Source organism: Halobacillus yeomjeoni, from assembly GCF_020171525.1.
GTDB classification, from domain to species: Bacteria; Bacillota; Bacilli; order Bacillales; family Halobacillaceae; genus Halobacillus; species Halobacillus yeomjeoni.
The window spans coordinates 1,533,835-1,552,743 of sequence record NZ_JAIVAI010000001.1 but is presented as its reverse complement, the minus strand read 5'-3'; the positions used below and the strand labels follow the sequence as shown (position 1 = coordinate 1,552,743).

Genomic DNA, 18,909 nt, shown 5'->3' with positions numbered 1-18,909 from the left:
AGATCCCTCAGAGACGATGAGGTTGATAGGTCCGAGGTGGAAGCGTGGTGACACGTGGAGCTGACGGATACTAATAGATCGACGACTTATCTATCTGATTTAATCGTTCGTGAAAAGCGCATTTGATTCAATCGTTGAAATGTTTCCCTTATCCAGTTTTGAGGGTTTACTAAAAAAATAGTAAATTACCCCTTGATTTTTTTCAGGATAGACAATATAATATATCTTGTCCCTGAAAGAGACATACAGAGATCTGGTGGTGAAGGCGAAGAGGTCACACCTGTTCCCATGCCGAACACAGAAGTTAAGCTCTTCAGCGCCGATGGTAGTCGGGTCGATCCCCGTGAGAGTAGGACGCTGCCAGATTTCGATATTATTCCAACGTAGCTCAGTGGTAGAGCAATCGGCTGTTAACCGATCGGTCGTAGGTTCGAATCCTACCGTTGGAGCCATTATTTGGAGAGCTGTCCGAGTTGGCCGAAGGAGCACGATTGGAATTCGTGTAAACCGTTACCACGGTTTCGAGGGTTCGAATCCCTCGCTCTCCGCCATAATATCTTTATCAAAACGATTGGCCCGTTGGTCAAGTGGTTAAGACACCGCCCTTTCACGGCGGTAACACGGGTTCGAATCCCGTACGGGTCACCACTTACATGGAGGATTAGCTCAGCTGGGAGAGCACTTGCCTTACAAGCAAGGGGTCGCAGGTTCGAACCCTGCATCCTCCACCATTATCGCAACGCAAAACATATCGTGAATATGAACTTCACATTATCGCGGGGTAGAGCAGTCTGGTAGCTCGTCGGGCTCATAACCCGGAGGTCGCAGGTTCAAATCCTGCCCCCGCAACCAAATTGGTCCGGTAGTTCAGTTGGTTAGAATGCCTGCCTGTCACGCAGGAGGTCGCGGGTTCGAGTCCCGTCCGGACCGCCACTTAAATACATATTTTGGCTCGGTAGCTCAGTTGGTAGAGCAACGGATTGAAGCTCCGTGTGTCGGCGGTTCGACTCCGTCCCGAGCCACCATTTTAGCCGGCCTAGCTCAACTGGCAGAGCAACTGATTTGTAATCAGTAGGTTGGGGGTTCAAGTCCTCTGGCCGGCACCACTCTTTACAGCGTGGAGGGATAGCGAAGTTGGCCAAACGCGGCGGACTGTAAATCCGCTCCCATCGGGTTCGTAGGTTCGAGTCCTACTCCCTCCACCATTTAATTTTATAATTCAAATAGGGGTATAGTTTAATGGTAAAACTACGGTCTCCAAAACCGTCAATGTGGGTTCGATTCCTACTACCCCTGCTTTTTGATTGTGGCGGTTGTGGCGAAGTGGTTAACGCACCGGATTGTGGTTCCGGCATTCGTGGGTTCGATTCCCATCAGCCGCCCCATTTATAACAAACGATCTTTTGGGCCATAGCCAAGCGGTAAGGCAACGGTTTTTGGTACCGTCATGCGCTGGTTCGAATCCAGCTGGCCCAGCCACTTTAATGCGGGAGTAGTTCAGTGGTAGAACACCACCTTGCCAAGGTGGGGGTCGCGGGTTCGAATCCCGTCTCCCGCTCCATTTAAAATAAGGCACATATTCAACAACACTTGAATATGATACAATCGTAATTGATCCTATGGCGGCATAGCCAAGCGGTAAGGCAGAGGACTGCAACTCCTTTATCACCGGTTCGATTCCGGTTGCCGCCTCCAGAAATCATATGCCGGTGTGGCGGAATTGGCAGACGCGCACGACTCAAAATCGTGTTCCTCACGGAGTGCCGGTTCGACCCCGGCCACCGGTACTAATAGGTCGCATAAAGAAGGTATCTACCAGCGTAGATACCTTCTTTTTTTGCGTTCAATGAACGTATCAATGGTCGTGTGACCACAGGGGTGAACGTTAAACCCCGCTCTCCTATTCACTTAGGAAAGCGGGGTTTTTATATGCGAAATAAAGTGAAGAGACAATCGTTTGCCTTTATACGAGATTGTCGTTGAGAGGTTGCTGGAAGGCTTAAAACAAGGCAGAATTTTTTATTTATACTTCTTTTCATACTGAGCATTTTTTCAGCAATATAATGAGTAAGGAGGTTGTTCAAGTGGATTACTCGTCCTTTTACAATTGAACTAGTTATAAACGTATTTGTGGCTGAGATATCACTTGTGCTGTATAACCAATATGGAGTTATACGGAAAGTTTATTGCTCCTTGTTATCTATAAAGGTGTCGAATTCAATACTGGGGTTAATCGGGTGAGAAGTTTAAGGGGGAATAAATTCGGCTTAGATAAACAGATTGAACGTAATATGCACATACTTGATGGAAAAAGATAGAGGGGTTAGTAAATAAATGAGTGATATAGTCATGAACATCTTACTTTGGATAGGAACCGCACTGGGTTGGGTTACTCTTAAAGTTTTTGGGGGGTTACTGATAGGTGTCTCTGGTTTTATGGGGGCCATAATAATCTACAGGTACCTTAATTACCATAGAGTATTCAGAAGTGATGTCAAAGATCAAATTACTGCCTTCTTGAAGAGGTGCAATGGTGAGAGGGGTAAAGATTCAGGGTATGATATAAGAACAAACGAACATCCGGAGGGCACAGATTTTGATTGGGAGATATACCCTACAACTAAAGCAATTACTCAATGGGTGAGAATGAGCAAGGAACTCTATGAAAATAATAGGTGGGGCTTTAAGTACGACGAGCAATTTATCAACAATTTATTAGAAGAGATGTTGTTTGAAGGGTGCGTTGGCTTTTTATGTGATGGGAAGACTCATGAGATTGAAGGTTGGAAGTATAATAGTGGATCATTACGTAATGAGAAGGTCACATTCTTAAGTTTAAACCGTATGAAGATAGTTGATGAAGGGAATTCTATTAATTTTATTAAGGGGAAAAGGCGGTTTATATTAAAGAAAAACCGTATTCAGCATCTAGGATGTAATCCTAAAGAGAAATTAATTTTTATACGTGATTTAGATAGATGGGTAAACATTAATTGTACATTTCAATGGGAAGCTAAGTTATTCAATCGCAAAATTGAACAATGTCTACAGGGGACCACTTGCCGGATTGCCCCGGCCAACGGTACTAATTGATACGTCTTCCTACGTTAAGTAGAAAGACGTTTTTTTGTTTCCTCATATTTAACTATGAATTTCTAATACCTGCTAGAATAGGTAGTATGTTTTGATAAAGAAAGGGGGGCTTATTCTGAGGAAAAGGAAAGTTTGGCTGATATCTACAATTATTGCTTCAATCTTTTTGACATCATGTGATTCAATAGAGGGAGCTGCAACTGAAGGTAATGAACAAACGGTGGTTGAGAAAGATAATAAGATAGATACTGAAATACAAAGTTCAAATGGATCTGGAGATGGGTCTGAGCGAAATCTAGAACCAAAGAAGAATGATATATGGGATGGGTATGAAGGATATGCGAAGACACTGACTGAGTTTGAATTACCTGAGCGTGGTCTCCTGGAAGGGGACGAAGCAAAAGAGGTGTTCGAGCAAGCCGGTCATGGTTTATTTGCCGTCTATGAAAACGGTTATGTCATTAAGAAAGAAAGCAAAAGTGTATTTGTTTTGTCCTACATAGATGGTAAACGTCCTTATCCATATGGTACGCAGTCTTTAGCTCTATTCAAGACATTTATTAGCACTATTACAGGGGAACTTGGTCTCTTCGGTGAGAATATGGGGTCTAGAAATAAAGACCTTGGGGAATTAACAAATGAAGAACGTGACATGATTTCGAAAGGGAGCATGAGTTGGAGAAAGCTTCACGGGAATTCTGAACGTGTCGTTAAAAGCCTGCGTCAGTTTGAAACTTACTTTGCAGAACAGGGATATGACGACCTTGCCACATGGACAACCGACACGGTCGACCTGTATGAAGAAATATTGACATTAGACCACACTGAATGGAAGAAAGCTTACACTAACTACCTGGAAGGCGCGGAAAGAATTGAGCGTATGGATATGGTGATCGAATTGATGTCTAAGAAGTCATAGAATTTTATCAGCCAGTATCAGCTTCCTATATAAATCTGAATACATAATTTCTTTATCTATCTCTACTATCGTCTGCAGATGGAATTCAAAGAAAAAGACTTCAATCATCAATTGAAGTCTTTTCTTCTATTAATCTTCATCTGTTACATCCATATCGGAGTCCGCTTCATTGATACGATTTCCATCGTTTCGATCGAGAAAGTCCGGCAGTCCGTCTTTATCTGTGTCTTCCAGGTATCTTTTAGGGTTCGGGTCATTTAGTATTCCCAACAAAACCAGGATACCTGCAACAGCTGTAACGATTTCTGTGTAGTTGGCTGGGAGAATGATACCGAATGAGGTAGCTAGTAGAGGGGCAAGTCCTAACAAGATGGCCATCAGGACCTTTGGATTTTTGAGCCTTGATAAATAGGTTTTTAAATTCTTCATATTTTTATCCCTCCTTTGTTATATATTATGAATTTTGTTTAAACTTGGTGCTAGATAATGGGGAGAGACGGATTGGAGAAGATATCCAAAAACATGTGTGAAATCTAAGCTTGAGGAAAGAAAGGAAGAATACTATATCGTTTCTATCGGTCTGTTTTTGCTGCACAGTATTTTATTGATTTTTATCTATCATCTCTGGGGGAAGGAAGAAGAGCATCTTTTCTTGAAAATGATAGGATTTACGATTTTAGGTGCTTTTACATTGAACTTCGGCACGAATCCCCCCATTCCAATAGGCTTCATCGTTTATTTGCTGTTTTTTTCTATAACTAAGAATAAAGCGGCTAAAAAAGGTGCCGTCTACCTGGGGTTGTTCTTGTTCATTCTTGGATCTGGAATTCCGTTTGCACAAAAATTCATATTCGAATATCCACGTCATCTGGAAGTTGTTCAGGAGTATGATGATTTCGACTTTGCCGATCACTGGCATCGAATGCAGGATAGGTTCGATCTCAGAAAAGCAGAGTTACATCGTTTACGTCTTATTTATGATAAGGAGGGCGAAGTGAGTGAATTCGTTTATTACTTCAAAGTAAGAGAGACAAATGATAGAAGAGTCGATTACCGGGTAGAGCTCTCTCTGGAGGATCATCATTTCACGGTGAACAGAAGGATCCATCATACACAGCAAACTTATAACTTTATCCATCACCTGAATAGGAATGAACATACGGAAATCGGCCGCTTTTTCAACCAATTGGAAGAAGTGGGTTTGAAAGAGATACAGCCTGATAACGAATACCATTTCTATAAGATTGATGTAGGAGGTGAATATTATCGGTTCGCAGGTAACGTAAGGAGAGCGTATTACATTCGAAACAAGGATGTTCACCCTCTGGAGGAAGAAGATTTGACGGTTTATGGAGTCGGTATGTCAGTTACGGGGTTCGATCGTACAGAAGGGGACTACTTAAAGTCGAGAGCTTTATACTTTATGGATGCTGCTTTGAATGTGGATGAAGAAGAGGGGTAACGTGATTATTTCTATAACGGGGGTTTGAGAGTATGGTTCTATACGTACTTGCCGCTGCATTCCTGGGCTTTAGCTGGTATTTATATATTCTGAACGTCAAAAAGAGCGGATCTGGATTTCTGCTTGGGGTAATCATGCTTGGAATGCCGTTTTTCTATCATTTTTTTGGTCTCGGTTATGCGGGTGTCATCGAAAGCGATGAGAAAGCGTATACGTCTTTTTTATTGGCTATTCTCCTGCTGTTGAACTCTATACTCATCATTATTTTGACTGCCAGTAAGGCCTTATTGAGGAAATGGAACCATCAAGAATGATCATAGCAGAAAAGCGCAGGTTCAGATGATGAACCTGCGCTTTTCTTAAGTTCCTTCAGCTCCAACAGAGGTAAATTTGAAGCTTTCTACATCAAAGAGTCCTTTATCTGTAAGTTTCAAAGAAGGAATGACAGGGAGCGTCAGGAATGAGAGAGTTAAAAATGGGTTGAAGTCAGCTTCAAAACCCAGTTTTTTAAGGGCTCTTTTCATGTGTTTCAGCTGTTGGTCGACCTCTTTATAGCTTTTCTCAGACATCAAACCGGCTATCGGGAGCGGAAGGGATGCGATCACTTCCTCCTGTTTTACAACGACGAGCCCGCCTCTCATTTCCTTCAAAGCGTTGATGGCTCTCAATAAGTCACCGTCATTTGTCCCGGTTGCCACGATATTATGAGAATCATGGGCGATTGTCGTTGCGATGGCCCCGTCTTTTAAACCGAACCCTTTTACAATTCCAACACCTATATTTCCGGTCAAGTGATGACGTTCTACGACCACCATCTTCTGGAGATCTTGTTCAATGGAGGGGACGAAAAGATTTTCTTTTGTGCCCACTTGTGTGATGATTTTATTGGTTTTAAGCTGATTAGGGTTAATTTCAATGACGTTTGCATGCTTCGATTCATCCATAACGATTTCCAAGTCTCGTTGTTGTATAGGTTTGAAATGAACGGTATCCATAATGGAAGAATCCTTAAGGTTCTTTTTCTCAGAAGCTGCTATGTATTGTCCATCAGCAGCCACTTGCTTCCCTGCCTTGTACACGTTTTTGATATGGACAGCTTCCAAGTCATCGACAATCAGAAAGTCTGCATCATATCCAGGGGCAAGGGCTCCTTTATTCTTAAGACCATAGCACTCCGCAGCATTCAAAGAAGCCATTTGGTAAGCGGTGAATGCCGGAAGCCCTTTTTTTATACTTAAGCGGACATGATGATCGATACTGCCTTCTTCAATCAAATCATCGATGTGTTTATCATCTGTGCAGAATAAACAGCGGCGAGCATTCGCCGGGGTCACGATGTCGATGAGCTGAAGTAATTCTTTGGCTACAGATCCCTGTCTGATGAGCAAATACATGCCCCGTCTCAAACGCTCCATAGCATCCGGGATCGTCGTACATTCATGGTCGGTATCGATTCCAGCCGTTCTGTAAACATTTATGGCATCGGTATTCAACCCAGCGAGATGTCCATCCATTTTTCCGCCCATATCAGCTGTCATTTCGATTTTATCCAGCATCTCATCCTTTTGTGATAAAAGGGAAGGATAATCCATGACTTCTGCAAGTCCAAGAACTCTTTCATGTTCCATAAATGGTTTCAGATCCTCAGCTTTCAAAACAGCTCCTGCATTTTCAAAAGAGGTGGCAGGCACACAGGAAGGGAGCATGAAAAATACGTCTAAGTCAATATCGGTGGAATTTTTTAACATATAATCGATGCCTGCTTTTCCAGAAACATTGGCGATTTCATGAGGGTCTGTGATGATGGATGTCACTCCATGAGGAAGGACGACTTTTTCAAATTCTGAAGGAGTGACCATAGAAGACTCGATATGTACATGGCCATCGATAAAGGAAGGACAGACGTAATTTCCTTGTGCATCAATGATTTCTGTTCCTTCAAAATCACCGATACCGACGATTTTTCCATCCGCGATAGCTATGTCTGCATCGATCCAATCCTGGTTGAAGACATCCATGACTCGTCCATTTTTTACGACGAGATCGGCGGGTCTTTGTTTACTGGCGATTTGCAGGTGTTTTTTCATCGATTTATGGTTGGTTTTCATCTACAACACTCCTTCATAGGTGAAACTTAAAAGCTGAGTCATCGAAGTACCCTTGATTTTATCATTGTAAAAAAGTATAAATGGATTCTCTTTTCCGCCAATCTGGTTTAGTATGGATGAGAGACTTCATTTTAGTATATACGATAAAAGGAAGGTTTGTATGTCAATCATGGAAGAGAATATAACGAGAATCGAATGGAATGGCAAAGAGCTGATTTTGATCGGTACCGCACACGTTTCGAAACAAAGTGCTGAACAGGTGAAGCAGGTAATCGAGCATGAGCAGCCCGATTCTGTTTGTGTCGAGCTCGATCAACAGCGTTATCAATCCATCAAAGATGGCGATCGATGGAAGAACATGGACATCTTCCAGGTCATCAAAGAAAAGAAAGCATCGTTGTTGTTGATCAATTTAGCCATTTCTTCGTTTCAAAAGCGTATGGCAAAGCAATTCGGTATCGAAGCCGGTCAGGAAATGATCCAAGGCATCGAATCCGCTGAAGAATGTGGAGCAGAATTGGTTTTGGCTGATAGGGACATCCAGACTACGTTCTCTCGTATTTGGAGCAATATCGGATTCATAGGTAAATCGAAACTACTACTTTCTATTATTTATAGCATATTCAGCAAGGAAAGCATAACCGAGGAAGAATTAGAAAAGATGAAATCACAAGATATGCTGGATGGCATGTTGAAAGATTTGACGGATCACTTCCCGAGTTTGAAGAAACCGCTCATTGATGAACGGGATCAATACTTATCTCAGAAAATTAAAGAAGCCCCTGGTGAAAAAGTCGTGGCAGTGCTGGGAGCGGCTCATGTGCCAGGAATCAAAGAACAAATAAGGGAAGAGCATGATCTGGACAAATTGACTGAAAGGCCGCCGAAATCAAAAGTACCTAAAATCATAGGCTGGTCGATTCCTTTCATTATATTGTCCATCATCGCTTATACGTTTTATGCCAATCCGGCAGCAGGTGCCCAGCAAACAATCAGCTGGGTGCTCTGGAACGGGTCATTCTCTGCTATCGGTGCGGCTGCTGCACTAGCCCACCCACTTGCAGTCGTCACTGCTTTTATAGCAGCGCCGATTACATCATTGAATCCGCTGATTGCAGCGGGTTGGTTTGCAGGTTTTGTTCAAGCTTATTTCAAACGCCCGAATGTATCGGATTTTGAGACTTTGTCTGACGACGTGACGAGTGTAAAAGGGTTCTGGAACAATAAAGTGACCAGAATTTTACTGGTGGTCGTCCTGGCCAATGTAGGTAGTTCCTTGGGTACACTCATCGGAGGAGCCGACGTCATCCGACTTTTCATAGAAAATATATAATAAGAGGAGCCTTTGAGCTTCTCTTTTTTTTCTGCAATAATTTACAATATTTTCATTGAATGTTACGATTATGTTACAAATATATGAATCTTAATTCTCTAAGGGAGGATGGAGATGAGTAGTTTTATTAAAGGAACGTCCGTAGTTGGTATTCTTGTGGTAGGAATCGGTTTGTGGCAGATCAATGAATATAGCCGGCAAGGATCAAAAGAACAAGTACTTGCTCAGTCTCCATCTCCTCCTGGAGAACATAAAAGTCGAGGAGAAGATCACTCTTATGATTTCGTGACCATTGAAACAGATAGTTACGCTGTTCCTCTAGAACGACCTGATTATGATGGTCAACAACTGGTGAATGAAGATGTTGTCGAAGCAATTGAGCATCGTGTAGAGGAAAACGAGCGCATCCTATTTTTGATCAAAAAAATCGGAGAAGATTGGATTGAAGACCGCTATGCATCTGGACGATATACATACGAGTGGGACAAGTTAAAAGAAAGCAATGAAATCAAGCACAAAATGATTGAAGAACTGCTTTCGATTTCTACAAGCCCTGAATTGAACACCTATGCGAAACAGGCGGATCGTAACTTTTCCAGGGCTTTGAGGAAGAAAGATTTGAACTACTATTTTGAAGCGACGAAACATTTTATGTATCTGAGTGAAGAGTTGAGCATCAAAGGTGGCGAATAGGACGAATATCCTTTTCCTTTCCTGCGAGTTTTCATTTATCTTGTCGATGACATCATACTTTGTGCGCCTTGAAATTTTTCTTGATGGTAATATATGTTTGATTATTCCAAATAATGTTTTCTGGGATGGATTTCGGGGGACAAGAAGGGTGAAAACATATCAAGGAGGTATTCATGATGTCTGTAATGATTCAGGAAAGGTTGAGCTCTTCTAGTCTTGAAAAATTGCGTACGGCTGCAGAATTGGAGTTTACGAGGGAAGTTTTTGAGTCGGATAACTATTGCTCTTTAGAAGTTTTGACTCCAGATGTTCACCAGCTTTATATTGTGAATCGTAATGACTGTACGTTGACAATCCTGGGAATCACAAAAGACATGGCTGTAACGAAAGAAACAATCTTCACTCAAAACATCGTTTCGTTGAAGGAAAGTTTTGTTGATTATAGCATGAAAGAAAACACTCCTCCTGTAAAACTCGAGTTGGAACTATGGGGCGGACGTCAGCTCATCATTGAGCCAGGTTTATCGACGTCTCAAGATAAGAGCTATAAGCAGCCGGAAGTTCTTAATCAAGTGACTGAAGACTTCGAGCGCCTGATCGCCGCGTTGAAAAATACGATCATTTTAAAATAATTGCTACAAAGAAAAGAGCTGCTTCCGCGGCTCTTTTCTTTGTATGTATAGAAAATCTATCAATCACCTATACTGAGGTAGTTGGATTATCAAACTATTAAGTCATGTAAACGTTATATTAAAAATTCGACAAAAAAACGTAAATTTCGTATTGCATGGTCTAAAGTCGGTTGTTATAATAACAAATGTGCTTCCGAGGGAAGCGGCAGACTTGATACATATGCGGGTGTAGTTTAATGGTAAAACCTCAGCCTTCCAAGCTGATGACGAGGGTTCGATTCCCTTCACCCGCTCTTAACACTTTCTCATATGGAAAGTGAGCTATTATTTTATACTATGTGCCCCAACGCAGTGTTTCGTTAAGAATAACGAAGCATTGCGTTTTTTAATGAAGAAAAAAGGATAAACCATTGATAGAGAATTTTTCATAGGAGGATTCCAAGATATGAAAAAGTTACAGCAACAATTGAAGCAGATTGATGGGAAAAGTTATAAAGGCTATAAACAGATACAAGGGAATTATAAGTTTCCGACATATGAACTATTCATTGATTATGTGCAGGGCGATCCTTTCGCTGCTCCTTCTAAAATAAGAATCCGCATTCCGAATAAAAAAAGGAACATCAAAAAGGAATGGAAGAAAAACAAGCGGAGGAAAACTTATGCAGAAGATCGTTTGGCCAGAGCTGTAGCGAAAGCGATATTTAAAAATCAGACTGCAGTCAAAGGATCAGGAAAGAGTGGTATGGTAGCGGTCGATCAGCCAGGGCAGGAAATATTGGAACGGACCGCAGTTACATTGAATGAAGAAGATGTTACGGTATGCCTGACGGTCGGACTCCCTGCCAACGGTCGCAGGATCAATGGAAAGCAGGCGGAAACGTTGTTTTTCACTGTTCTTCCTGAGGTGATGAAGCAGTCTATTTTCTCTGTCCAGGACAAAGACATCGATGAGGTTTGCGAACTTGCCGATCAGCATGATGCGATTGCTGAAGAAATGAAAAAGAACGGCTGGATTTCATTCATCGCTGATGGATCGATTCTGCCAAGGGAAAGTGGAATCAGCGATCGTCCCATGAAAAAAGCGGTTCCTTTTGAAAGTCCGGAGGAGAATCGCGTTTCATTTTCCATTCCTCACCGGAACGAACCAATCACGGGAATGGCGCTGAAGAAAGGCATTGTTTTGATCGTCGGAGGAGGCTATCATGGTAAAAGTACCCTCTTGAATGCCATGGAGCGTGGGGTGTATCCTCATATTAAAGGAGACGGTCGTGAGTATGTGATGACGAATCCAGACGCTGTCAAAGTAAGAGCAGAGGATGGACGTCAGGTCACGACAGTCGATATATCACCGTTCATCAAAAATCTGCCGCATGGTACGGACACTACACAATTTTCAACGGAGAACGCCAGTGGAAGTACCTCTCAGGCGGCTAATGTGATGGAAGCTCTTGAGGCTGGGGCTCATACACTCTTGATTGATGAAGATACGAGTGCGACCAACTTTATGATTCGTGATGAACGGATGCAGGAACTCGTCGTGAAAGAGAAAGAGCCGATCACCCCGTTCATTGATAAGATCAAGCAGATGCGTGATGATTTGGACGTATCTACGATTCTCGTCATGGGAGGGTCCGGCGATTACTTTAATGTGGCTGATGAAGTCATCATGATGGATCAATATGTTCCACATAATGTGACAGGTCGAGCTAAGGAGATTGCCGATCAATATCCGAGCCAGCGACATTCCTCTATTGAAGAGAAGTTTGGATCTGTGCCGGCACGCGCTTTTCTTCCGGCCACTCTACAAACGAGAAAAGGAAAGAAAGAAAAGGTACAGGCGAAAGGTCGTACAACTATCCTGATGGGAAAAACCGACATTGATTTAGATGGAATCGAACAGCTCGTCGATCCTTCCCAAACGAGATTGATTGCTGATTTGATCATGCATATGGATAAGCGTGGCGTACTGAAAAAAGAAAATACACTCCAAGAACTGCTAGATCAAATCGAAGAGCAAATCGATCGTGAAGGATTGGAAGCATTTGCTCCATTCAAGGGGCAGCACCCTGGGGATCTTGCCCGTCCAAGACGTTTTGAGATAGCGGCAACGTTGAACAGGATTCGAACAGCTAAAGTAAAAAATTTAAAATAGAAAGGAGGATGTCAGGGTGGATTTTCATAAATTTAAAGAAGAGGTCATTGCCTACAGCAAGGAAATCGGCATCGATAAGATCGGCTTTGCCTCAGCGGATGTGTTCGGTGAGCTCAAAGCACGTCTGAAGCGCCAGGAAGAACTGGGTTACAAATCCGGTTTCGAGAAAGGGAGCGTTGAAGAACGTACCGAACCTGGCCGGTTGCTTCCGGGAGCTCAGTCGATCATATCCATCGCCCTGGCTCACCCCTCTAAAATGCACGATGCCCCCCGAAGTAAGAAGGGAGAACGGCGGGGAATCTTTGCCCGCGCTTCCTGGGGGATGGATTACCATGATGTACTGCGTGACCGATTGAATAAACTCGCTGCATATTTGAAAGAACATTTTCCGGAAGTCGAACTGAAATCGATGGTGGACACGGGGGAGCTTGCAGACCGAGCCGTAGCCGAACGTGCCGGCATCGGGTTCAGTGGAAAGAATTGCGCCGTTATCACTCCGGAGTTCGGTTCATATGTATATCTAGGGGAGTTAGTTACAAATATTCCATTTGCTCCTGATGAGCCTGTGGAGGACAGCTGCGGGGACTGTAATATTTGTGTGGATGCATGCCCGACAGGGGCGCTCGTCCAAGGTGGTCAACTGAATGCTCAACGCTGCATCGCGTTTTTGACCCAAACGAAAGATTTTCTACCCGATGAATTCCGGACGAAAATCGGAAACCGTCTGTATGGGTGTGATACGTGTCAGACCGTATGTCCGAAGAACAGAAAGAAGGACTTTCATAATCATGAAGAATTCGAGCCGGATCCGGAAGTCGTCAAACCTAAACTGATTCCGCTGCTTTCGATTTCTAATCGGGAGTTCAAAAATAAATTCGGCCCCATCGCCGGTTCCTGGCGTGGGAAAAAGCCGATTCAACGGAATGCCATTCTGGCACTCGCTCATTACCGGGATGAAACATCGATTGATGAATTAATCCGCCTCATGAACGAAGACCCAAGACCTGTCATCCGCGGTACATCCGCCTGGGGGCTTGGGAAAATCGGAACTGCTGAGTGTTACGAGGCAATCAAAGCAGCGATGGAGAAAGAAGAAGATGAAGATGTTCTTTTCGAAATGGAAAAAGGTCTGCAATTTGAAAAACAGGGAAGTATTTAACTTTTCATATCCTGAAGAGTTTTGTATAATAGGAAAAACTGTAAAAGAGAGGGTTGTTTATGAATCATCGGTCTTTTTTATATTATGATACGTTTGACACACCTTTAGGAGCTATGACAGTTCTTGCAAATGATGAAGGTGTCTGCCGGATTGATTTTGGCCATTATGAAGACCGACTTGCTTCATATCAATCGTGGAAGAAAAAGCACTTTTTAAAAGGTGAACTTGTTTACGATCCAGAGCACAAGTACGTAGTGCAGACGAAACATGAACTGAGTGAATATTTTGCCGGGAATCGTAAAGAGTTTACTGTACCTTTGAATTGTTATGGAACTGACTTTCAGCGGAAAGTGTGGAGGACCCTCCTTCATGATGTTCCGTTTGGAGAGACGAGATCATATAAAGATATCGCCGCAGCGATGTTATCACCGAAAGCGATTCGTGCTGTAGGTGGAGCTGTGAATCAAAATCCTTTCGCAATTGTGGTTCCTTGCCACCGTGTCATCGGCAGCAACGGAAAGCTTGTCGGATATGCCGGCGGGGTAGAGAAGAAACAGAACCTGCTCAATTTTGAAAAAGAATACCACAGTGTCCCTCATCAAACGTAGCCGTTCTTCCACACATGGAAGGCGGCTTTTTTGTATGGATTGATTTTCTCCTTCATAAGATGTGAATAGAGGGGGGAGGGTGTATGTCTCATACACATCAATTGCAGCTGTATTGGGAGAAGGTTGCAAATCATCTTTTAGACCAGGATCAAGAGCCATGGCTTCAAAGGAAAGTGAGAGGAATGGAAGAACGGGGAGATCGAATCATGCGTGTCACATTTCGCATCCATCCTTATCACAGAATGGCTTATGAACGTCACACTTCCTATAGATACTTGTTATCCCTCTCTATTCTGATTCAAAATGGTAGACATTATTATTTGGAAGAGGGAGTGCATGAGGGGGCTGCCACCTTTCTGAAGGATAAAATGCTCGGACACAGGGTTACGACAGAAACCATTTGTCCCGCTGAAGAAACGGGATTTTCGGAGTATGTTTACAGAGAAGATGAAAGAATTCCTTCATTTTCATATGATCGAAGGGAAGCTGTCCGCTATGCGGAGCGGTGGTGGGACGGTGCCAACCCTGCTTACCCTCATTTTGAGAATGATTGTACCAATTTCGTTTCTCAATGCTTAAGAGCCGGCGGCCTCCCGACATGGGGAGTCCCTCATCAGACTCGGGGCTGGTGGTATCAAAATGGGAAGTGGAGTTACAGTTGGTCAGTCGCTCATGCGTTCAAGTGGTATTTAAGTGGATCGACGAAAGGGCAGGTTGCCAGAGAAGTATTTTCTGCAGATCAACTGTCTCCGGGAGATATCATCTGTTATGACTTCCAAGGGAATGATCGCTTCGATCACAATACGATGGTAGTTAAATTGAATAAGGACGGCATGCCGCTCGTCAATGCTCATACGACGAACAGCAGGCACCGGTACTGGGATTATAAAGACTCGACCGCTTATACACCGGATATTGAATATAAGTTTTATACAATCGGTGGTTGAAGGGTATGGTATAATGACACAGTTGATAAAGCTAACATAGAGGTGACAGATTATGCCGAATCATATTGTACTCTTTCAACCTGAAATACCTGCAAACACGGGAAACATTGCACGTACTTGTTTAGCCACGAACAGCGAGCTTCATTTGATTCGCCCATTGGGATTTTCTACGGATGACAAGATGGTTCGTCGTGCGGGCCTCGATTACTGGCATAAAGTAAATATCCATTACTATGATTCCATTGGTGAACTTTATGAATCTTTCCCGGGAGGAGAGTATTACTATATCGAAAACTTCGGTACGAAATCCTATGCAGATTTCGACTTTTCCAACCCGGATGAAGATCTATTTTTCGTGTTCGGTCGAGAAAGTAACGGGATTCCGCTTGAGTTATTGGAAGGGTTGGAAGACCGCTGTCTTCGAATTCCGATGACCGATGAGGTTCGTTCCCTGAACCTTTCCAACACCGTATCGATCATACTGTTCGACGCTTTGAAGCAGCAAGGATATCCAGGTTTGATCAAATAAAAAACCGCATCCCGATCGGGGTGCGGTTTTAGTATGGTTATTTTTTCGGTGTACCTGCTTTTTCATCATATCCTGCACTGAAAATTGCTGTCAGGTAGGCAACACAGACAAGGATGATTAGTGTCAACTTCATGTATGGGTCCTCCTTTTATCGAGACAAGCTTTTGCTAATCGTTATTATACCTTATTTCATCTTCGATGTGAATTGTTTATAGCACTAAATTTAATGTCTGTCCCACGGCGTGTGCCTATACACGTATTCAGGGATAAACATAAGGTGAAGAGTAGGTGAATAACCAAACAATGAAAAATGGAGGAGTTACATTGGAACATCATCCATATCAGTTCAATCATGCATATGAAGATCATTATAGAAATGACGATGAGCGGTTCTTCTTTTGGGGTCCTTTTGCCGGTGGACTGCTGGGAGGTTTCATCGGAGGTGCGCTGTCACCTGGATTTTATGGCGGATACGGTGGCTATGGTTATGGTGGGTACCCTCCGTATTATCGACCTCCTTACTATTACGGGGGATACTACGGACGTCCGCCTTATGGAGGGTATTGGTAAAAGAAAAGAGATTCCTTTAAGGGAGTCTCTTTTTACCTTACTGCAGCTGAAATCATTTAAACGTGGGAATGTCCATCCAACGGCTGCCGATTACAGGGATCCCGCTTCCGTTCATCACCTACGGACGCAGTGCTTTACTAGGCAGCCTTTTGTCTATCGGAGTCGTGCTTTCCATATCCTATCATTATCAAACCTATATGTTCGATTGAAAAAAAGCGGCTGTACAGCCGCTTTTTTTGTAGTCATTATGTGATTGAAACAGGGGCTTAAAAGTTCGTCTTATCCAAGGTTTCCCCTTGAGATTCATATCCCTGCATATATTTGATGCGTCGCTGAGCGGAAGTGCTGTTCACTTGCTCATCCGCGTGGTAGGAGGAACGGACCATCGGACCTGATTCACAGTGTTTGAATCCTTTTTCAATAGCGATTTGTTTCAATTCCTCAAATTCATCCGGGTGATAGTAACGTTCCACATTCAAGTGTTTTTTCGTCGGCTGTAAGTACTGACCGATCGTCATGATATCGACATTGTGCGCAAGCAGGTCATCCATCGCCTGGATAATCTCTTCTTTTGTCTCACCAAGACCGACCATGATACTTGATTTCGTCGGTGTGTTCGGGCGGATTTCTTTTACGCGGCGCAGAAGTTCCAGTGACCGATCGTACATTGCGCGGGCACGTACTTTTTTAGTCAAACGTCGGACCGTTTCAATGTTGTGGTTGAAAATGTCCGGCTCACCACTCATCAATGTGTGAAGGCTCTCGTAATCTCCTTTCATATCAGAAGGAAGGATTTCGACTGTACAGCCCGGCACACGTCGGCGGACGGCTTTTACGGTTTCTGCGAAGACGGCGGCACCGCCATCATTCAAATCATCGCGGGCTACCGCTGTAATGACGACGTGTTTCAGTCCCATGATTTCTACGGACTCGGCCACACGCTCTGGTTCGCCCCAGTCAAGCTCATTCGGAAGACCAGTTTTGACGGCACAGAAGCGGCAGCCTCGCGTACACGTATCTCCAAGTATCATGAATGTCGCTGTTTTTCTTTCGCTCCAGCATTCGTGGATATTCGGACAGCGTGCTTCTTCACAAACCGTATTGAGCTTTTTGTCACGCATCAATTTCTTCAGGCCGGTGTAGGATTTGTTCGTGTTGATTTTGATTTTCAACCAATCTGGCTTTCTTATGTACTCCTGTTTTTTAGCCATTTCACTTCCACTCTCCTTATTATCTTGAGTAATTCCACTCATCTGTCGAATATTTTTCGTTTGCGATCTTTTCAACTTCCTGCCATTGTTCATCAGACAGTTCAAATGGTTCAAGGTGAATGTCCAGGCCGTTTTCAAAGCCTTTCTTGAAGGCTTTTTTCGTGTCATCAAATGTAACAGGTTCATCTTTGATTTGATTGATGGCTACGGCTTTATTCCCAAAAGCTTTGCGTGCCCGTTCTTTGATCCGTTCATTTTTATAAATGAACATATCAAACAGCTTTACATCATCCACATCAATAGGGATGGACCCGTGCTGGAGAATGATGCCTTTTTTACGAGTCTGTGCGCTTCCCGCCGCTTTTTTTCCTTCAACGATCAACTCATACCAGGAAGGTTCTTCAAAGCAGACGGCGGAGCCCGTCACATCAAGACTGCCTTCAGGGACTGCGAATTCAGCTTGTACCCCAAGCTCCCTGAAGCCTTCAAGCAACCCTTTGGAGATGACCAAATAAGCTTCTTTCACCGAGGCGGGCATAGCTTCGTGTTCCTCGGAAACGATTACACTATATGTCAGTTCTTTGTCATGTAGAACAGCTCGTCCACCCGTTTGGCGGCGGACCAATTCGTATCCGTGACGTTCGACTCCATCTAAATCAATTTTTCCTTTTACTTTTTGAAAGTACCCGACAGATAATCCTGCAGGTTCCCATCCGTAAAAGCGAAGCACAGGAGGGATGTCACCTTGTCGGTGCCATTTCATCAGCGCCTCATCCAATGCCATGTTGATGGCAGGTGTACGATGACCGGAATCGACAAAGTACCATTTTTCCATTATGCAATCCTTCTTTCTGTTCTAGAGTACTTTATCTGAGTAAAATGTTCACAACAATTCTACCAACGGTGCAGGAACGTGTCAAAATTTGCAAGCCATGCAATAATTTTACGTAGATGATATTGCATAGGACAAAGTGCTCCGTGGTAATCCCTGTAGAATTTTTAGTTGAGTATGGTATCTTTGAAGAAGGAAGACTTATGAATGAAAAATGACGATCCTGTTCACCATATACTAGTTGAGGGAGGGTTCATCGGTCATGAATCAGACATTGATGTCGAGCATCCTGTTTTTGGTGAGTGCCGCGATTTGGGCCGTGCTTGCGTTCTTTTACGAAGATTTTCGCTGGTTGAATGTGTTTTTGTTCATCGTATTTTTAGTGATGGGACTGGCAAAAAGAAAAAGGTATCAAGAAGGAAGAGAAAAAGGCGAAGACTGATCGGAAATGATCAGTCTTTTTTTATTTCCAATTTGGAACGTGGGAAATACGATTGTCCACGATTTACATATTGATAGAGACGCTGCAATAAGAATTCATTCATAGAAACGTGCATATACATCTACCTAAGCCTCTAAAGAGAGTTGTCCAGCTTTTCTGGGCAATCACACATGTTTTTATTGAACCAAGCATAAGATGTATTAAATTTCGTCTGTT

Annotated in this window: 18 protein-coding genes, 16 tRNA genes, 2 rRNA genes and 1 pseudogene; 33 read left to right on the top strand and 4 right to left on the bottom strand. The window is 43.3% G+C overall.

Features of this window, described 5'->3' with window-relative positions; translation table 11 throughout:
• From LCL89_RS08095 to LCL89_RS08005, 19 genes are all read left to right on the top strand, one after another.
• Nucleotides 1-94 (top strand): 23S ribosomal RNA (locus tag LCL89_RS08095); the annotation flags it as partial.
• A gap of 158 nt (nucleotides 95-252) precedes the next feature.
• Nucleotides 253-366, top strand: a 5S ribosomal RNA gene (gene rrf / locus LCL89_RS08090).
• 11 nt (nucleotides 367-377) lie between these two features.
• Nucleotides 378-452: transfer RNA gene (locus LCL89_RS08085), tRNA-Asn, on the top strand.
• A 6-nt stretch (nucleotides 453-458) separates the two neighbouring features.
• Nucleotides 459-551, top strand: a tRNA-Ser gene (locus tag LCL89_RS08080).
• A gap of 22 nt (nucleotides 552-573) precedes the next feature.
• Nucleotides 574-648: transfer RNA gene (locus tag LCL89_RS08075), tRNA-Glu, on the top strand.
• A 7-nt stretch (nucleotides 649-655) separates the two neighbouring features.
• Nucleotides 656-731 (top strand) — tRNA-Val (locus LCL89_RS08070).
• A 44-nt stretch (nucleotides 732-775) separates the two neighbouring features.
• Nucleotides 776-852: transfer RNA gene (locus LCL89_RS08065), tRNA-Met, on the top strand.
• 4 nt (nucleotides 853-856) lie between these two features.
• Nucleotides 857-933 (top strand) — tRNA-Asp (locus LCL89_RS08060).
• A 16-nt stretch (nucleotides 934-949) separates the two neighbouring features.
• Nucleotides 950-1,025 (top strand) — tRNA-Phe (locus LCL89_RS08055).
• 5 nt (nucleotides 1,026-1,030) lie between these two features.
• A tRNA-Thr gene (locus tag LCL89_RS08050) sits at nucleotides 1,031-1,106 on the top strand.
• A 13-nt stretch (nucleotides 1,107-1,119) separates the two neighbouring features.
• Nucleotides 1,120-1,205 (top strand) — tRNA-Tyr (locus tag LCL89_RS08045).
• Nucleotides 1,206-1,225: 20 nt separating this feature from the next.
• Nucleotides 1,226-1,296: transfer RNA gene (locus tag LCL89_RS08040), tRNA-Trp, on the top strand.
• A gap of 13 nt (nucleotides 1,297-1,309) precedes the next feature.
• Nucleotides 1,310-1,385 (top strand) — tRNA-His (locus LCL89_RS08035).
• Nucleotides 1,386-1,404: 19 nt separating this feature from the next.
• Nucleotides 1,405-1,479, top strand: a tRNA-Gln gene (locus tag LCL89_RS08030).
• 7 nt (nucleotides 1,480-1,486) lie between these two features.
• Nucleotides 1,487-1,561: transfer RNA gene (locus tag LCL89_RS08025), tRNA-Gly, on the top strand.
• A gap of 60 nt (nucleotides 1,562-1,621) precedes the next feature.
• Nucleotides 1,622-1,695, top strand: a tRNA-Cys gene (locus LCL89_RS08020).
• Nucleotides 1,696-1,705: 10 nt separating this feature from the next.
• Nucleotides 1,706-1,787 (top strand) — tRNA-Leu (locus LCL89_RS08015).
• Between the two features lie 547 nt (nucleotides 1,788-2,334).
• Nucleotides 2,335-3,093 carry a hypothetical protein gene (locus LCL89_RS08010; protein ID WP_224809487.1) on the top strand — a complete coding sequence of 253 codons (759 nt, stop codon included), beginning with the start codon at nucleotides 2,335-2,337 and terminating at the stop codon, nucleotides 3,091-3,093.
• Nucleotides 3,094-3,259: 166 nt separating this feature from the next.
• Nucleotides 3,260-4,012: a hypothetical protein gene (locus LCL89_RS08005; protein ID WP_224809485.1), complete on the top strand. Its 753-nt coding sequence runs from the start codon at nucleotides 3,260-3,262 to the stop codon at nucleotides 4,010-4,012.
• Nucleotides 4,013-4,141: 129 nt separating this feature from the next.
• On the opposite strand, the gene LCL89_RS08000 is transcribed toward LCL89_RS08005, so the two are convergent.
• Nucleotides 4,142-4,441, bottom strand: a complete 300-nt coding sequence (locus tag LCL89_RS08000; protein WP_224809483.1) for a phage holin family protein — start codon at nucleotides 4,439-4,441, stop codon at nucleotides 4,142-4,144.
• A gap of 97 nt (nucleotides 4,442-4,538) precedes the next feature.
• Here LCL89_RS08000 and LCL89_RS07995 point away from each other — a divergent pair, with 97 nt between their 5' ends.
• On the top strand, nucleotides 4,539-5,474 hold the full coding sequence (locus LCL89_RS07995; RefSeq protein WP_224809481.1) for a hypothetical protein: 936 nt from the start codon (nucleotides 4,539-4,541) through the stop codon (nucleotides 5,472-5,474).
• A 32-nt stretch (nucleotides 5,475-5,506) separates the two neighbouring features.
• Entirely contained in the window at nucleotides 5,507-5,788 is a 282-nt protein-coding gene (locus LCL89_RS07990; RefSeq protein WP_224809479.1) for a hypothetical protein, read from the top strand.
• Nucleotides 5,789-5,833: 45 nt separating this feature from the next.
• Here the strand turns inward: LCL89_RS07990 and ade are convergent, their stop codons facing one another.
• Nucleotides 5,834-7,582 carry an adenine deaminase gene (gene ade, locus LCL89_RS07985; RefSeq protein ID WP_224809477.1) on the bottom strand — a complete coding sequence of 583 codons (1,749 nt, stop codon included), beginning with the start codon at nucleotides 7,580-7,582 and terminating at the stop codon, nucleotides 5,834-5,836.
• Nucleotides 7,583-7,742: 160 nt separating this feature from the next.
• Between ade and LCL89_RS07980 the strand changes: the two genes are divergently transcribed.
• The 11 genes and pseudogenes from LCL89_RS07980 to LCL89_RS07930 all read left to right on the top strand — a co-directional run.
• Nucleotides 7,743-8,915 carry a TraB/GumN family protein gene (locus LCL89_RS07980; RefSeq protein ID WP_224809475.1) on the top strand — a complete coding sequence of 391 codons (1,173 nt, stop codon included), beginning with the start codon at nucleotides 7,743-7,745 and terminating at the stop codon, nucleotides 8,913-8,915.
• A 114-nt stretch (nucleotides 8,916-9,029) separates the two neighbouring features.
• The gene (locus LCL89_RS07975) at nucleotides 9,030-9,608 is read left to right on the top strand and encodes a hypothetical protein (protein WP_224809473.1); all 579 of its coding nucleotides are present in this window, start codon (nucleotides 9,030-9,032) and stop codon (nucleotides 9,606-9,608) included.
• Between the two features lie 176 nt (nucleotides 9,609-9,784).
• A complete protein-coding gene (locus tag LCL89_RS07970; RefSeq protein WP_224809471.1) occupies nucleotides 9,785-10,240 on the top strand; it encodes a hypothetical protein in 456 nt (151 codons plus the stop codon).
• Between the two features lie 222 nt (nucleotides 10,241-10,462).
• A tRNA-Gly gene (locus tag LCL89_RS07965) sits at nucleotides 10,463-10,533 on the top strand.
• Between the two features lie 152 nt (nucleotides 10,534-10,685).
• Entirely contained in the window at nucleotides 10,686-12,395 is a 1,710-nt protein-coding gene (locus tag LCL89_RS07960; RefSeq protein ID WP_224809469.1) for an ABC-ATPase domain-containing protein, read from the top strand.
• 16 nt (nucleotides 12,396-12,411) lie between these two features.
• Nucleotides 12,412-13,554, top strand: a complete 1,143-nt coding sequence (queG, locus tag LCL89_RS07955) for a tRNA epoxyqueuosine(34) reductase QueG (protein ID WP_224809467.1) — start codon at nucleotides 12,412-12,414, stop codon at nucleotides 13,552-13,554.
• Nucleotides 13,555-13,613: 59 nt separating this feature from the next.
• Complete coding sequence (locus LCL89_RS07950; RefSeq protein ID WP_197315262.1) at nucleotides 13,614-14,162, top strand: methylated-DNA--[protein]-cysteine S-methyltransferase; 549 nt, start codon at nucleotides 13,614-13,616, stop codon at nucleotides 14,160-14,162.
• A gap of 83 nt (nucleotides 14,163-14,245) precedes the next feature.
• Nucleotides 14,246-15,109, top strand: a complete 864-nt coding sequence (locus LCL89_RS07945) for an amidase domain-containing protein (protein WP_224809465.1) — start codon at nucleotides 14,246-14,248, stop codon at nucleotides 15,107-15,109.
• A 52-nt stretch (nucleotides 15,110-15,161) separates the two neighbouring features.
• Nucleotides 15,162-15,638 carry a tRNA (uridine(34)/cytosine(34)/5-carboxymethylaminomethyluridine(34)-2'-O)-methyltransferase TrmL gene (gene trmL / locus LCL89_RS07940; RefSeq protein WP_197315264.1) on the top strand — a complete coding sequence of 159 codons (477 nt, stop codon included), beginning with the start codon at nucleotides 15,162-15,164 and terminating at the stop codon, nucleotides 15,636-15,638.
• A 288-nt stretch (nucleotides 15,639-15,926) separates the two neighbouring features.
• Nucleotides 15,927-16,208 (top strand): hypothetical protein, encoded by a 282-nt coding sequence (locus LCL89_RS07935; RefSeq protein WP_224809463.1) that lies wholly within the window; start codon nucleotides 15,927-15,929, stop codon nucleotides 16,206-16,208.
• Nucleotides 16,209-16,267: 59 nt separating this feature from the next.
• Nucleotides 16,268-16,417 (top strand): annotated as a pseudogene (locus LCL89_RS07930) (FtsW/RodA/SpoVE family cell cycle protein); the annotation flags it as partial.
• A 57-nt stretch (nucleotides 16,418-16,474) separates the two neighbouring features.
• On the opposite strand, the gene lipA reads toward LCL89_RS07930, so the two are convergent.
• Complete coding sequence (lipA, locus tag LCL89_RS07925) at nucleotides 16,475-17,461, bottom strand: lipoyl synthase (protein WP_404813409.1); 987 nt, start codon at nucleotides 17,459-17,461, stop codon at nucleotides 16,475-16,477.
• Nucleotides 17,439-18,254: a lipoate--protein ligase family protein gene (locus tag LCL89_RS07920; RefSeq protein WP_224809459.1), complete on the bottom strand. Its 816-nt coding sequence runs from the start codon at nucleotides 18,252-18,254 to the stop codon at nucleotides 17,439-17,441. Before LCL89_RS07920 ends, lipA begins: the two co-directional genes overlap by 23 nt.
• Nucleotides 18,255-18,513: 259 nt before the next feature.
• Here LCL89_RS07920 and LCL89_RS07915 point away from each other — a divergent pair, with 259 nt between their 5' ends.
• Nucleotides 18,514-18,693, top strand: a complete 180-nt coding sequence (locus LCL89_RS07915) for a hypothetical protein (protein WP_197315266.1) — start codon at nucleotides 18,514-18,516, stop codon at nucleotides 18,691-18,693.
• Nucleotides 18,694-18,909: the final 216 nt, after the last annotated feature.

Excerpts from the sequence above, each read along its gene's own strand:
- ade (WP_224809477.1), bottom strand. The coding sequence starts at position 7,582 with ATGAAAACCAACCATAAATCGATGAAAAAACACCTGCAAATCGCCAGT.
- LCL89_RS08010 (WP_224809487.1), top strand. The coding sequence starts at position 2,335 with ATGAGTGATATAGTCATGAACATCTTACTTTGGATAGGAACCGCACTG.
- LCL89_RS07950 (WP_197315262.1), top strand. The coding sequence starts at position 13,614 with ATGAATCATCGGTCTTTTTTATATTATGATACGTTTGACACACCTTTA.
- LCL89_RS07970 (WP_224809471.1), top strand. The coding sequence starts at position 9,785 with ATGTCTGTAATGATTCAGGAAAGGTTGAGCTCTTCTAGTCTTGAAAAA.
- LCL89_RS07990 (WP_224809479.1), top strand. The coding sequence starts at position 5,507 with ATGGTTCTATACGTACTTGCCGCTGCATTCCTGGGCTTTAGCTGGTAT.
- LCL89_RS07915 (WP_197315266.1), top strand. The coding sequence starts at position 18,514 with ATGAATCAGACATTGATGTCGAGCATCCTGTTTTTGGTGAGTGCCGCG.
- LCL89_RS07980 (WP_224809475.1), top strand. The coding sequence starts at position 7,743 with ATGTCAATCATGGAAGAGAATATAACGAGAATCGAATGGAATGGCAAA.
- LCL89_RS07920 (WP_224809459.1), bottom strand. The coding sequence starts at position 18,254 with ATGGAAAAATGGTACTTTGTCGATTCCGGTCATCGTACACCTGCCATC.
- LCL89_RS07975 (WP_224809473.1), top strand. The coding sequence starts at position 9,030 with ATGAGTAGTTTTATTAAAGGAACGTCCGTAGTTGGTATTCTTGTGGTA.
- trmL (WP_197315264.1), top strand. The coding sequence starts at position 15,162 with ATGCCGAATCATATTGTACTCTTTCAACCTGAAATACCTGCAAACACG.
- LCL89_RS07960 (WP_224809469.1), top strand. The coding sequence starts at position 10,686 with ATGAAAAAGTTACAGCAACAATTGAAGCAGATTGATGGGAAAAGTTAT.
- lipA (WP_404813409.1), bottom strand. The coding sequence starts at position 17,461 with ATGAGTGGAATTACTCAAGATAATAAGGAGAGTGGAAGTGAAATGGCT.
- LCL89_RS08000 (WP_224809483.1), bottom strand. The coding sequence starts at position 4,441 with ATGAAGAATTTAAAAACCTATTTATCAAGGCTCAAAAATCCAAAGGTC.
- LCL89_RS07945 (WP_224809465.1), top strand. The coding sequence starts at position 14,246 with ATGTCTCATACACATCAATTGCAGCTGTATTGGGAGAAGGTTGCAAAT.